15 protein-coding genes are annotated in these 12,707 nt (G+C 64.1%); 9 read left to right on the top strand and 6 right to left on the bottom strand.

All coding sequences use genetic code 11. The features are described from left to right. Positions 1-56: 56 nt before the first annotated feature. From ACFMBG_RS22035 to ACFMBG_RS22025, 3 genes are all read right to left on the bottom strand, one after another. Positions 57-242 (bottom strand): PLD nuclease N-terminal domain-containing protein, encoded by a 186-nt coding sequence (locus ACFMBG_RS22035; protein WP_141892180.1) that lies wholly within the window; start codon positions 240-242, stop codon positions 57-59. Between the two features lie 164 nt (positions 243-406). Beyond that, a complete protein-coding gene (locus ACFMBG_RS22030; RefSeq protein ID WP_421056819.1) occupies positions 407-655 on the bottom strand; it encodes a hypothetical protein in 249 nt (82 codons plus the stop codon). 173 nt (positions 656-828) lie between these two features. Further along, positions 829-1,737: a LysR family transcriptional regulator gene (locus ACFMBG_RS22025; RefSeq protein ID WP_421056818.1), complete on the bottom strand. Its 909-nt coding sequence runs from the start codon at positions 1,735-1,737 to the stop codon at positions 829-831. 183 nt (positions 1,738-1,920) lie between these two features. Here ACFMBG_RS22025 and ACFMBG_RS22020 point away from each other — a divergent pair, with 183 nt between their 5' ends. Continuing rightward, positions 1,921-2,733 (top strand): hypothetical protein, encoded by an 813-nt coding sequence (locus ACFMBG_RS22020; protein ID WP_421056817.1) that lies wholly within the window; start codon positions 1,921-1,923, stop codon positions 2,731-2,733. 46 nt (positions 2,734-2,779) lie between these two features. Here ACFMBG_RS22020 and ACFMBG_RS22015 read toward each other — a convergent pair whose 3' ends face one another. Next, entirely contained in the window at positions 2,780-3,718 is a 939-nt protein-coding gene (locus tag ACFMBG_RS22015; protein WP_421056816.1) for a LysR family transcriptional regulator, read from the bottom strand. A gap of 112 nt (positions 3,719-3,830) precedes the next feature. Here ACFMBG_RS22015 and ACFMBG_RS22010 point away from each other — a divergent pair, with 112 nt between their 5' ends. The 8 genes from ACFMBG_RS22010 to ACFMBG_RS21975 all read left to right on the top strand — a co-directional run bounded on the left by ACFMBG_RS22010 (position 3,831) and on the right by ACFMBG_RS21975 (position 10,955). After that, positions 3,831-4,301: a TRAP transporter small permease gene (locus ACFMBG_RS22010; RefSeq protein ID WP_421056815.1), complete on the top strand. Its 471-nt coding sequence runs from the start codon at positions 3,831-3,833 to the stop codon at positions 4,299-4,301. Next, the gene (locus tag ACFMBG_RS22005) at positions 4,298-5,596 is read left to right on the top strand and encodes a TRAP transporter large permease (protein ID WP_421056814.1); all 1,299 of its coding nucleotides are present in this window, start codon (positions 4,298-4,300) and stop codon (positions 5,594-5,596) included. The genes ACFMBG_RS22010 and ACFMBG_RS22005 overlap by 4 nt, the downstream gene beginning before the upstream one ends. A 44-nt stretch (positions 5,597-5,640) precedes the next feature. Further along, positions 5,641-6,633, top strand: a complete 993-nt coding sequence (gene dctP, locus ACFMBG_RS22000) for a TRAP transporter substrate-binding protein DctP (protein WP_421056813.1) — start codon at positions 5,641-5,643, stop codon at positions 6,631-6,633. Positions 6,634-6,702: 69 nt separating this feature from the next. Continuing rightward, positions 6,703-7,803, top strand: coding sequence for an NAD(P)/FAD-dependent oxidoreductase (locus ACFMBG_RS21995; protein WP_421056812.1), 1,101 nt, complete (start codon positions 6,703-6,705; stop codon positions 7,801-7,803). Beyond that, positions 7,778-8,089, top strand: a complete 312-nt coding sequence (locus ACFMBG_RS21990; protein WP_421056811.1) for a (2Fe-2S)-binding protein — start codon at positions 7,778-7,780, stop codon at positions 8,087-8,089. Before ACFMBG_RS21995 ends, ACFMBG_RS21990 begins: the two co-directional genes overlap by 26 nt. Next, positions 8,076-9,470 (top strand): FAD/NAD(P)-dependent oxidoreductase, encoded by a 1,395-nt coding sequence (locus tag ACFMBG_RS21985; protein WP_421056810.1) that lies wholly within the window; start codon positions 8,076-8,078, stop codon positions 9,468-9,470. The genes ACFMBG_RS21990 and ACFMBG_RS21985 overlap by 14 nt, the downstream gene beginning before the upstream one ends. Positions 9,471-9,479: 9 nt before the next feature. Continuing rightward, on the top strand, positions 9,480-9,818 hold the full coding sequence (locus tag ACFMBG_RS21980; RefSeq protein ID WP_421056809.1) for a RidA family protein: 339 nt from the start codon (positions 9,480-9,482) through the stop codon (positions 9,816-9,818). A 108-nt stretch (positions 9,819-9,926) separates the two neighbouring features. Beyond that, the gene (locus ACFMBG_RS21975; RefSeq protein ID WP_421056808.1) at positions 9,927-10,955 is read left to right on the top strand and encodes a phosphatase domain-containing protein; all 1,029 of its coding nucleotides are present in this window, start codon (positions 9,927-9,929) and stop codon (positions 10,953-10,955) included. A 95-nt stretch (positions 10,956-11,050) separates the two neighbouring features. On the opposite strand, the gene ACFMBG_RS21970 is transcribed toward ACFMBG_RS21975, so the two are convergent. Together ACFMBG_RS21970 and ACFMBG_RS21965 are read right to left on the bottom strand one after the other, a co-directional pair. Next, positions 11,051-11,914, bottom strand: coding sequence for a formate/nitrite transporter family protein (locus ACFMBG_RS21970; protein WP_421056807.1), 864 nt, complete (start codon positions 11,912-11,914; stop codon positions 11,051-11,053). 482 nt (positions 11,915-12,396) lie between these two features. Further along, positions 12,397-12,707 (bottom strand): hypothetical protein (locus ACFMBG_RS21965; protein ID WP_421056806.1); only part of this gene is annotated, 311 nt, incomplete at its 5' end.

The following is a 12,707-nucleotide window of genomic DNA, read 5'->3' as shown; positions in this document are numbered from 1 at the left end:
ATAGAAAGCGGCCCGGCTGCGCAGAGCCGGGCCGGGACGTATCAGAAACGGCAGTGTCAGATTTTCGCTGCAGAGGACCTTGGGCCTGCCACCAGCCAGGCAATGAAGCCCAGCACCGGCAGGATCAGAATGACGAGCACCCAAACGATCTTGGCAGCGGTCGAGGCCCCGGAGCCCAAGACCTGAATGATAGCGTAAATGTCGGCCGCCAGGACCAGCAGGCCAATAAGTCCATATTCCATGGTGTTTCCCCTTTGGCTTGATCTTCTGACACCTCAACGCACGCCCTTGGCGAATGGTTCCATTTTAGGAGATTGAGGGGTCTTTCGCCGCCACCGTGTTCCTGGAGGGCGCAAAAAAAGCGCAGCGGGTTGCGCTGCGCTTTTTTGATCTCCGGAGGCCAGGATCAGCTGTCGTCCTTGGCGTCTTCTTCCGGGCTTTGAATGTCGACGGTCGGAACGGTCACGGTCACGTCTTTGGAGCCGGTTTCAATGTCGCCGACGTCGGCGTCGAATTCAGGCAGCTGGCCGCCTTCGACGCTGACATCGACGTCAGGCAGGCGGGTTTCCTCGGTCTGGTCGATGTCGATCATGTAAACAGCAAAAGCCAGCACAACAATGCCGGCCACGGCGGCGAAAATATAGGAAGGTTTCATGGTACTGTCCTTTCGGGTTGCTTCAGCCGGACAACGCGCCGTATTCCGCAAAGGTTCCCGGGAGATACGCCGCCGAGGCAGATTTTCGCCCGGGAAACGTATGGCAAAATACTGATTTTAAACGAAACAAACCTGCCATCAACGGCAGGCATACCGCTGCATTTCCGCCGGTTTCACAGGCCTGCGTCGCGGTCCCAGGGCGGAACTTCGCCGCCGAGATGCTCAAGAATGAAGTCGATGAACACGCGCACCTTCGCGGGCAGATGGCGGCGTTCGGGGTAGATCGCATAAAGGGTCTGCGACGGCAGCGGACAGTCCGGCAGCACCCTTACCAGCCGTCCCGCGGCCAGGTCGGGGCCTGCGGTGAAACTTGGCAGCCGGCCGATGCCCGTTCCGCCCAGCATCGCCTCCCGCAGCGCTTCGCCGTTGTTGACGCTGTAGCTGCCCTGCGGCCGGAAGGTTTCCAGCTTGCCGCCGCAGTGAAAGACCCATTCCTGAAAGTCCCGGCTGTAGGAATACTGCAGGCAGTTATGACGGCTGAGGTCAGCAACGGCTTCAGGTGTGCCAAACCGCTCCAGATACTCCGGGGCGGCGGCCAGAATATTGTGCAGGGGCGCAATTTTACGGGCGACCAGCGAGGAGTCCGCCAGCGTCCCGCCGCGCAGGGCCAGATCGAAGCCATCGGCGAACAGATCGGTTACCCGGTCATCCATCACCATGTCCACCGACACGCCGGGATAGCGCGAGAGGAACTCTGAAATCAGCGGCGCTACATGCAGGCGCCCGAAGGCCATCGGCACATTCACCCTGAGCCTCCCCTTGGGCGCTTCCTGCAAGGCTTGGACGCTGTCCTCCGCTTCTTGCGCGGCCTCCAGCGCCCGGACGGCATGGGCGTAGAAATGCTCGCCCGCTTCGGTCAGGCTGACATTGCGGGTGGAACGGTGAAAGAGCTGCGCCCCCAGCCGCTTTTCAATCAGCGTGATCCGCTTGCTGACAGCGGATTTGGAAACCCCCAGCCGGCGTGCCGCAGCTGCGAACCCATGTGTTTCGGCTACCGCCACGACAACAGGGATGTCTCCCATTCCTTCCATCGGTATCCTCGGGCTATAGGTGAGTTTTTCTCAACATCAGGTTTCCCCTTACCCCGATTATCGGCCCTCAGGAAACCAAATACTTTGGCCGGGTCACCTGGGAGACCTGTGATGGCAGAGAGACCGGCCGACGGCCTGAGCACAGCCCCGAAACCTGAATTGGAGACTTCCCTCATGAAACTGATTGCGAAACTTGCCGTGGCGGCAACCGTGCTGTGGCTGCCGGCCCAAGGCCTTGCCGGTGCGGAGGAGACCGCCGGCCTTCTGAAACTGGAATACACTGACGGCCGCGCCGCAGCTGTGGGTGTGGAGGACGTGAACGCGGTTCTGCGCAGCGTGGGCGTCCGCGTCAGCACGGTTGCAATCCCGGACCAGGCGCTGCCGGTTCTGAAAGCCTCCCGCAGCCGCGCGATCACTGCGGCGGAAGAGGCGCAGCTGATCTCAGACTTCGGGCTGACCCGCGAAGATCTGCTGGCCGAGATCAAAGCTGCCGGGCGCGAGCCCACGGTCGAAAACGGCGGTTCGCTCACCACCTCGGAACCGGGCGTCGCGCCCTATCCCAAGGTCTACGACATGAACAAGATGGATGCGGAGACCCGGGCCTGGGTGCACAAGAAATTCGGCCCACTGCACGTCAACCACGCCGAAGACGGCACCGGCATCGACGAGGTGATGACCATCGTGTCCGGCGGTCCCTGGGTCTGGTTCTTTGGGCTGCCGGGAGATGTCATCGGCAAGCTGACGCTTGGCCATGTTGGCCCGGAGGGAGAGGCATGGCGGATCAGCTATCCCGGCCTCAAGCCGCATGGCGGCTTCCTGGACCCGGAATACGGACTGGTCGTTGCCTATGCGCATGGGCCGGAGCAGTTCGAGATCCATTTCGACAAAGACAACATCGCCGGGTCCAGGCTGAACGGCACCAATGCCTGGATCGATATGTCAGGCGGCAAGCCGGTGCTGCTGAAGGCACCGCTGAACGGCAACTGATGAATGGGCGCTGCCGGCGGGGAGCCGCCGGCAGATGCCTGTGCACCTATGGCTGCCGGTTGAGGCAGGTTTCCATTTCAGTCTGCATGTTTTCGATGGCACTGCAGAGCCGCGCCGTGAAGGCTTCGGAGGTCAGGGACTGTGTGGCGTAGCCGGGTGTGAGAATCGAAACGCTGGAGCCGATTCGCGGCGTGAACCGGCGAATCGCCAGCCCTGCGGTTGTCTGGCGCTGCTGCAGACACCCATAGGCGGTGATCATGTCGCAAATCATGTAGCACATGCCAGCCGCAACAAACTGCAGGCCGGGTGCCCAGGTGCGCAGTTCCAGCCGCTTGCGGAACCGGCAGCCGCTGCGCTGAAACGCGGCCTCTGTCCGGGCTGTCATGGGGTGCTTTTCGAACAGTACCGCCATCGGCGCCCCGTCCAGATCCTGCGGTGTGATCTCTTCGGCCGCAGCCAGCGGATCGCTTTCCGGGACAATGCAGACGCTTTCCAGGTCGAAATCCATTTGGTTGATGGACGGGCGCGGCACGGGGGTTTCAGCAAATCCGATGTCGTATTGCTGCGAGGCGATCAGATCCTCGATCACATCCGACGACCGCATGATGAGCGAGACCTCGAGCTCATCCTTGCCTTGCAGAAAATCCGTTAGAATCCGCGGCATGAACAGCCCGGCCGCCGCCGGGTGGCAGGCGACGCGCAGCTTGCCGGCCTCGTGCGAACGGATCTTGCTCACCGTGCGCTCGATCCGCTCGATGCGTTCCAGGACGGTTTCGCATTCCTCCAGAAAGAACCGCGCTTCAGGCGTCGGGATCAATTTGCCCTGTTCGCGGACAAACAGGCTGAAGCCCAGTTCGCCCTCCAGCGTCGAGATCATCGTGCTGACAGCGGGCTGGGTTCGCCCGACGGTGCGCGCGGCCTGGGAGATGGAGCCGCTGCGCATGACCTCGCGGAAGGTGAAGATCTGGCGGATCGAGAAGTTCATGGCATGGGTATCAAGGCAATTTATGGAGTCAGAGATATTTTGAAATTGATCTTATGCCCTTTGTCCAGCCAAATCCGCCAAACCCGGTGAGGGGACACCGGAAGGAGGACCGATGGACACATTCTCGAAATACTTGCTGACGGGTCTGATCTGCCTGGTCGCCTTGGGTCAGTTCGTGCAGGTGGTCACCCGCTATCTGCTGCAGATCCCGGTGATGGGGCTGGAAGAGACCATGCTCTACCCGACCATCTGGCTGTATATCCTCGGCGCCGTGAACGCCTCGCGCGAGGATACCCACATCCGCGCCAACGTTCTGGAAATCGCCATCAAGACAGAGCGCGGCCACACCGTGCTGGCGATTATCGGTGAAATTATCAGCCTGACCGTCGGTTTGTGGCTGCTGAGTTGGGCCTGGGAATACACCATGTACGCTTGGCGGGTCTGGAAAGAGAGCCCGACGCTCTACCTGCCGACATTCTATTCCGAAGCAGCACTGGTGGCCGGACTGGCCCTGATGATGCTCTACACCGCGGTGCACCTGGTGCGCCACGTCAATGCCCTGCGCCCCGGAGCCGCAAAATGATCGAGATCGCCCTTCTTGCCATCACCGTCCTGGTGCTGACGCTGACCCTTGGTGTGCCGCTGCCGTACTGCTTTGGCGCCGCCCTGATGATCATGTACTTCCTCGGCGATGTGACCATGAAAGGCATGATGCTGTGGGGGTCCCAGCAGCTGGGCAACCCGGTGCTGCTGGCCATTCCGCTGTTCGTCCTTGCAGGCACCATCATGTCAGCCAGCGGCATTGCCGCCTCGCTGCTGAACTTCGTCAATGCCTTCATCGGCCACATCCGCGGCGGCCTGGGCGTTGTGGCGGCGGTCAGCTGCGCCATCATCGGCGCGATCTCCGGCTCCGGCCTGACCGGCATTGCCGCCATCGGCCCGCTGCTGATCCCCGAGATGGAAAAACGCGGCTACCCGCGGGAATACGCCACCGCACTGATTGCCAACTCATCCATCCTGGGCCTGCTGATCCCGCCGTCGGTCACCATGATCGTCTATGGCTGGGTGACCGACACCTCGATCCTCGCCTGCTTCCTGGCGACCCTGGGGCCGGGCCTGCTGATCATGTTCAACTTCTCGGCCATGAACCTGTGGATGAGCCGCAAGTTCAACCTGGTGCTGGACGACGCGCCCGGCTTCTCGCAGCTGGCTGGCGACGTGGCGAAGAAGGGCTTCAACGCCACCCCGGCGCTGCTGATGCCGGTGATCATCCTGGGCGGCATCTATGGCGGCATCATGACCCCGACCGAAGCCGCGGCCCTGTCAGTGATCTATGCGCTGCCGGTCGGCTTCTTCATCTACAAGGGCCTCAAGTGGAACAGCTTCCTGGAGGCCGGCAAGGAAGCCGCGACCGCCGTAGGCGCGATCATGGTGATGATCCTGTTCTCGATGATCCTGAGCCAGATGTTCGTCTATGAAGCGATCCCGCAGAAGATGGTCAGTGCGATCTTCGAGATCACCGAGAACAAGGTGCTGCTGCTGATCTTCATCAACATCCTGCTGTTCCTGGTCGGCATGGTCGTGAACGACGTCACCGCCATCATCCTGATCGCGCCGCTGCTGCTGCCGCTGATGCAGGCGATCGGCGTCACCCCGGTGCAGTTCGCCGCGATCATGGGTGTGAACACCGCGATGGGCGGCGTCACCCCGCCCTATGCCTCGATCCTCTACCTTGGCGCGCGGATCGGCAACGTGAAGGTCACCAAGGTGATCCCGCCCGCGATGATCCTGATCGTGACAGGCTATGTGCCGGTGGTCTTCCTGACCTCGCTGTGGCCCGACTTGTCGCTCTTTCTGCCGCGTTTCTTCGGCTACTGAACCACCCCAGACACACATCTGACACCCTACGGAGGAGACTACCCATGAAACACTTTCTGACCGGCACCGCTGCCGCTGCCCTGATGTCGCTGGCGGGCCTCGCCCAGGCCGCCGACCTGAAGATGAGCCACGTGCGCCCTCAGGACACCACCATCGACAAGGAGCTGCGCGCCTTTGCAGCCCAGGTGGACGAGGCCACCGGCGGCGACGTTTCGATCAACATCTTCCCGGCTTCTGCCCTGGGCGATTACACCACAGTGCAGGAACGCATCAGCGTCGGCGCCATCGACATGGCGACCCAGCCCGCAGCCGCCGCGGCGGACCGCCGGATGCAGATCAGCTCGTTCCCCTATCTGGCCAACAACTGGGCCGAGGCGCGTGCGATTTATGGCCCGGACGGCCCGGTGCGCAACGTGATGGCGGAGCTTTATGCCGAGCAGGACATCACCATGCTGGCGGCCTACCCGGTGTACTTCGGCGGCGTTGCGCTGAACACCGATCCGGTCAACCCCGGCGACCCGTCCCAGTCCAACGGCATCAAGGTTCGCGTGCCCGGCATCAAGAGCTTCCAGCTGACCGGCGAGGCCCTGGGCTACATCCCGTCGCCGATCCCCTTCTCCGAAGCCTTCACCGCGATCCAGACCGGTGTGGTTGACGGCGTGATCGGCTCCGGCGCCGAAGGCTACTACGCCTCGTTCCGCGATGTGACCAAGGCCTATGTGCCTGCCAACACCCACTTTGAGGTCTGGTACATGATCATCTCCAACGGCTCGCTGGCTGAGCTGGATGCGGAGGACCAGGAGGCGCTGAAAGCTGCCGCTGCCGACTTCGAGGCGCAGCGCTGGACCGTTGCCGAAGAGGATCAGGGCAAATGGGAACAGCGTCTGGCCGATGACCTGGGCGCCAAGATTGTCGCGCTGAGCGACGAGGAACTGGCCGCAATGGCTGCCAAGGTGCGCAGCGATGTCTGGCCGGTGGTTCTGGAAGACGTTGGCGCCGATTGGGGCCAGGGCATTCTTGACCAGATCGGCAAGTAACCCCGCATCAAAGACAGGGGCGGCCGCGCGCCGCCCCGCAACCGCAGCCAACCTTTGGGAAACGGCAGGATGGAAGCAGATTATGCAGTGATCGGCGGCGGCGTTGTCGGCCTGTCCGTGGCCTGGGGGCTGCTGAGGCGCGGCAAGCGCGTCACGGTGCTGGACGGCGATGACGGCTCGTTCCGCGCCAGCCGGGGCAACTTCGGCCTGGTCTGGGTCCAGTCCAAGGGCATGAAGCAGCCGCGCTATGCCAGCTGGAGCCAGCAGTCCGCGGCTGCTTGGGGCGGCTTTGCGAAGGAATTGGAAGACAGCACCGGCCGGTCCATCGGGCTGCAGCAGAACGGCGGCTATGACCTGCATTTCTCCGAAGAGACGCTTTACGCCACCGTCGCGCAATACGACGCCCTGAAGGACAAGCTGGGCGGCAACTACCCCTACGAGGTTCTGGGCCGCAACGCGCTCAGCCGCGAGGAGCCGCATATCGGCCCCAAGGTGGCAGGCGCGATCCTGCATCACCAGGACGGCCACGCAAACCCGCTGCGGCTGCTGGTATCGCTGGCAGAGGACGTGCGGCGGCTGGGCGGCAAAGTCCTGAACGGCAAAACCGTGACCTCGGTTGCCAAACCGGATGCGTTCACCGTCCACTGCAGCGACGGCACCACGGTGACGGCAGACAGGGTTGTGCTGTCCGCGGGCCTCGGCGCGATGGAACTTGGCCCCAAGCTGGGCTTCAAGGCCCCGGTGCGGCCGCAGCGCGGCCAGGTGCTGATCACCGAGAAGCTGCCGAAGATGATCAACCGCCCCTCGCTGATTGCCCGCCAGGTGGACGAGGGCGGCATCCAGATCGGCGCCACCAACGAAGAGGTGGGGCTGGACGACGGTGTGACGCAGCCGGGCCTGTCCGGTCTGGCCGCTGAGGCCATCGCGGCCTATCCGGCGCTAGCCAAGGCGCAGCTGGTGCGAAGCTGGGGCGCGCTGCGCATCCTGTCGCCCGACGGCCTGCCGATCTATCAGGAGAGCCCGGAGATGCCGGGCGCTTACCTTGTCACCTGCCACAGCGGCATCACCCTAGCCGCGGCCCACGCGCTGTTCCTGCCGGACTGGCTGGAAGGCACTGCTGCCGCCCCTGATCTGGAGGTGTTCAGTGAAGACCGATTCCCCGTTTCTTGAGCTGCAGGACAACGCCCCCCGCGTGCGGGTCTGGTTCGACGGCCAGCCGCTGGAGCTGCCCGCAGGCGCCAACCTGGCCGCCGCGATGCTGGCTGCCGGCGTGCAGGTGTTCCGCCACACGCCCGTCTCCGGCGCGCCGCGGGCACCGTTCTGCATGATGGGCGCCTGTTTCGAGTGCCTGGTGGAGATTGGCGGCCGCGTGCAGCAGGCCTGCATGCTCGAAGTGGAAGAGGGCATGCGGATTGCCCGCCCGCATGAAGCGGAGGCTTCCGATGCAGCGGTGTGACTTGGCCATTATTGGCGCCGGCCCGGGTGGTATGGCCGCAGCTGCGGAAGCCGCTCAAAGGGGCCTGAGCGTCACCCTGCTGGATGAGCAGACCCGCCCCGGCGGGCAGATATACCGCGACGTGGACCGCGCTGCCGGCCCGCGCGGCGCCATCCTTGGCCAGGAGTACCTTCATGGTATGTCCTTGACAGAAAACCTTCACCAGACAGGGATCAGCCATCTGTCCGGCGTCGTTGTCTGGGCCATTGAGGACGGTTTCCGCATCTCCTTCACCCGCAATGGCCGCGGTGAGCAGGTGGAGGCGGAGCGGGTGATCCTGGCAACCGGCGCGCTGGAGCGCCCGATGCCCATGCCCGGCTGGACCCTGCCCGGGGTGATGACCGCAGGCGCCGCGCAGATCCTGCTGAAGCAGTCCGGCGTGCTGCCGCGCCGCGCGGTGCTCGCCGGGAGCGGGCCGCTGCTCTACCTCATTGCGGCGCAGATGGTGCGCGCCGGCACGCCGCCGCTGGCGCTGGTCGAAACCCAGACCGCGGCCAGCCCGCTGGCAGCTGGCCGCCACCTGCCCGGAGCGCTGCGCGGCTGGCGCTACCTGGCCAAGGGCTTGAAGATGCTGGCGGAGATCAAAAGCGCCGGCGTGCCGCGCTATACCGGTGCAACCAGGCTCGCGGTGGCGGGCAGCACCCAGGCCGAAGCGGTGACCTTCCGCAGCAAGGGGCGGGATCACCGCATCGCCTGCGACACCGTCCTGCTGCATCACGGGGTGGTGCCGAACACCCAGGCCGCCCGCTCGATCGGGGTGCTGCATGTCTGGTCCGAATCGCAGCAGTGTTTTGTGCCCGAAACCGGCACATGGGGCGAGACCGCCAAGGACGGCGTCCTGATCGCCGGGGATGGCGCCGGCATCAGCGGTGCCATGGCCGCCGAATTTGCGGGCCGCATCGCCGCGCTGAAAGCGGCAGAGGAGCTGGGCAGGATCACCGCGCAGGAGCGCGACCGCCTTGCCGCGCCGCTGTTCAGCCGGCGCAGCCGGGAAACCGCGGTGCGGCCGTTCCTGGATGCGGCCTACCCGCCCTACGGCGCAGCCCTGCAGCCCGCGGACAGCACCATCGTCTGCCGCTGCGAGGAAGTCACCGCGGGCGACATCCGCAGCTATGCCAAGCTCGGCTGCCTTGGCCCGAACCAGGCCAAGGCCTTTGGGCGGGCCGGAATGGGACCCTGCCAGGGCCGTTACTGCGGGCTGACGGTGACTGCGCTGCTGGCCGAGGCCAACGGTCAGACGCCGGATGAAACGGGTTACTACCGGATCCGGCCGCCGATAAAACCTGTGACACTGGGCGAACTGGCAGCGATGGAAGAACCATCCGCCAATGCCGCCGAATAGGAGAAAGAGATGATTGAACGGATTGAAACCGGCCCCCGCATGAGCAAGATCGTGAAGCACAACGGTGTGGCCTATCTCTGCGGCCAGGTCGGAGACGGCGCCGATGTGGCCGAACAGACCCGCGACTGCCTGTCCCGCGTCGAGGCGCTGCTGGAGAAGGCCGGCTCCTCGCCGCAGCAGATCCTGCAGGCGATTGTCTGGCTCGCCGACATGAAGGACTTTGCCGAGATGAACGCGGTCTGGGACGCCTGGGTGCCCCAGGGCCATGCCCCGGCCCGGGCCTGCGGCGAGGCCAAGCTCGCACGGCCCGAGCTGAAGGTGGAAATCATCGTGACCGCCGCCTGCTGACACGGTGCCTCAGCACAGGCCCTGAACCCGGTTCCGGTATCAGACCGGAGCCGGGCACTTTATCGGAACCTCGCGCGTTGTATACCTGACACAGCAACGAGGTTTCACATGCTCAAGAAAGCCCTGCACCGCACCGCCCTGCGTGCCGAGCGCCTGATCGACAGGTTTCTGCCGCGCAGGCCGCGCCGCGGTGCTGAGCTGGTGATCGACCCCTATATCGGATACGCCACGCCGGAGCATCTGATCGTGCGCGGCCGTGTGCTGACACAACTGCGCCGCAGCACCCCGCGCGACGGCCAAAGCGTTCTGCGCAATGTGCGGCAGATGATCTCGCTCTTCCTGACGGATGAAGTCGCCGGTGTTACCGTCTGCCACGACGGCGCCACAGCGGTCAGTGATGAAGAGGGGTATTTCCAGCTGCCGCTGCCGCTGCCGCCGGGCCGGGGGCCGGGCTGGCATGACATCCAGGTTGCCATCGAGGATGGCGGCACGCACACCGCGTGCCCGGTGCTGGTCCCGCGTCCGGATGCCCGGTTCCTAGTGGTTTCCGACATTGACGACACGGTCCTGCAGACCTCCGCCTATTCGCTGGCGCGGAACCTGTGGACCACGTTTAGCGGTAATGCACTGACGCGGCACGTCTTTCCGGACTCGGCGGATTTGCTCCGCCAGCTGTCGGAAGGCGGGCGGAATCCTGTGTATTACGTCAGCTCCTCTCCCTGGAACATGCATGCCTTTCTGGCACGGGTGTTCCGGCAGGCAGGGGTGGTGCGCGGCCCGATGTTCCTGCGGGACCTTGGATTGAGCGAAACCCAGTTCATCTCCGCAGGCCACGGCAGCCACAAGGGGCAAAGCATCGACCTGTTGCTGAGCGCGCATCCATCGCTGCCAGCGGTGCTGATCGGCGACACGGGACAGAAAGACGCCTCCATCTACGCCGCTGCCATCCGCCGCCATCCGGGCCGGATTTCCGCGGTGCTGCTGCGGGTGCCGGCAGACGGGCTGAGCGGCGCGGACGAGCGCGATCTGGCAGATTTGAGAGGCACCGGTGTCACCGTGTTCGCCGCCCCGAGTTTCGAAGGAGCGGCGCAGCAGTCAGGATTGGAACCCGCCGCCAGGCAGCCGAGGGATTACTGACCGCGGCGGCGCTGAAAGCGATTGGCCGCTTAGTTTCCAGTCATCACCCGCCTCCGCGATGCGGCCTGCATGTGAAAGACGCTGCGAACGGTGGCTCAAGTCCTCAGCCCGCCGCCCTCTTTTTCCTCAGCCTCTTTCACTTCCGGCCGGATCTGGGCCCAGGTCAGGAGAGTGAATACTGCGGTCCCACCGATCACATTGCCAGCCAGTACCGGCAGGAAGAAGCGGAACAGCGCGGGCATCAGGGGCAGTTCACCCTGAACCATCAGAAAGGCCATTTCGACCGACCCCGCAACGATATGGGTGAAATCGCCCAGAGCGATCAGCCAGGTGATCAGGATAATCAGCCGCAATTCCGAGCCATTGGCCTGGGGCAGCATCCAGACCAGTGCTGCAATCAGCACGCCCGCTGGGATGCCGCGCACCAGCCCTTCGGCCCAGGGCATGCCGGTTGCATGATGGCTCAGCGCCAGCATCGCCTCTGCCATCGGGGCGGACATGACAGGCGTAAATGCCAGGAATGCAGCAGCGATGAAGGCGCCCGCGACGTTTGCCGTCAGCACCACCGCCCACAGCCGGCCGGTGCGCCGGAACGACTGCCACGTCGGGCAAAGGGTCACCGGCACCACGGTCGTGATGGTGTTTTCCGTGAACAGCTGCATCCGGCCCAGAATGACCAGCACGAACCCCAGGCTGTAGCCAAGGTTCTCAACGATGAACCGCCAGCTGCTTTCAGGCAGGCTTGAGCGCAGGATCGCCTCGCCCCAGACCGAAAAGGACATCAGCAGCCCTGCCGCCAGACCCAACCACCACAGGGCTCGCACCGGGCGCCTCAGCTCCTCCTCGCCTTCCAGTCTGATAGTCTCGAAAATCAGCTTGGCGGACAGGCCGGTGGCCTCCTCTACTGCCTCGCGTTCTTTTTCCTCTTCGGCAAGCACGCGCTTGTCAGTGGGGCTCATCATCGGTCTCCTGCTTGTCCGGAAAGCCGGTACGAGGGAGCCGGGTAGGGCGCCCGTATCGCGGCCCGAGACGCTGCGGCTTGCGTTGGACCGGTCATCCACGCCGCGGTTTCCTGAAAACGGCGGCCACCGGCGGGGTCATCCTGTTTGATGCGGCTGCCCGCCAGGGCGCGCATCTGGCTGCCCTTTCAACGCCCGCCACACCGAAAGGTTCCCCGCGGCATCATAGTGGCCGGAATTTTTTAGGGCCGACGCGGCTTCACGCCGCAATGTGCCGGGTGATCCGGGCGCTTTGCGGCCACAGCCTGGTGCGCCGTGCGGGCCAGACAGCTCCAGCGACGGCGGTCAGGTTGACCGCCACCGCCGCCGCCAGGATCCCGCCTAAGCCAAAGGCCCACACCCAGAGTAAGGCAAGTGGCACATAGAGCAGCGAGATCATCCGCATAGGCGTGGAAGTCTGCCGCTCCGCCTGAGCGAGCCTGCTAGTTTTCTACGGCGGACTCGTCACTTACGATTTTCCGTAGCAGAGCGACAGCCTGGTCCAGCGCTGGGTTGGGGATATCAGCCGGACGGACAATATACACGGGGTGGGCGAATTTGACCGCTTCTTCGAAAATGCTGATTTGCCCCGTTTTAAGAAAGGGCAGTACAGAGCCCTGCTTGGCGTAGGCAGCGCCACCTTTTTCAAGAATAAACTCCAGTGCAAGGGGGCCGTGGTTGCTCTGAGCCCCAACCTTGGACCGCCAGAAGCTGGATTTTTCCGGCTCTGTCACGATGACGGGCTGGTGACGCC

Source organism: Leisingera coralii (genome assembly GCF_049056525.1).
In the GTDB taxonomy this organism is placed as follows: domain Bacteria; phylum Pseudomonadota; class Alphaproteobacteria; order Rhodobacterales; family Rhodobacteraceae; genus Leisingera; species Leisingera coralii.
Note: the sequence above shows the minus strand (reverse complement) of the source record. Positions and strands in the feature narration are given on the sequence as shown.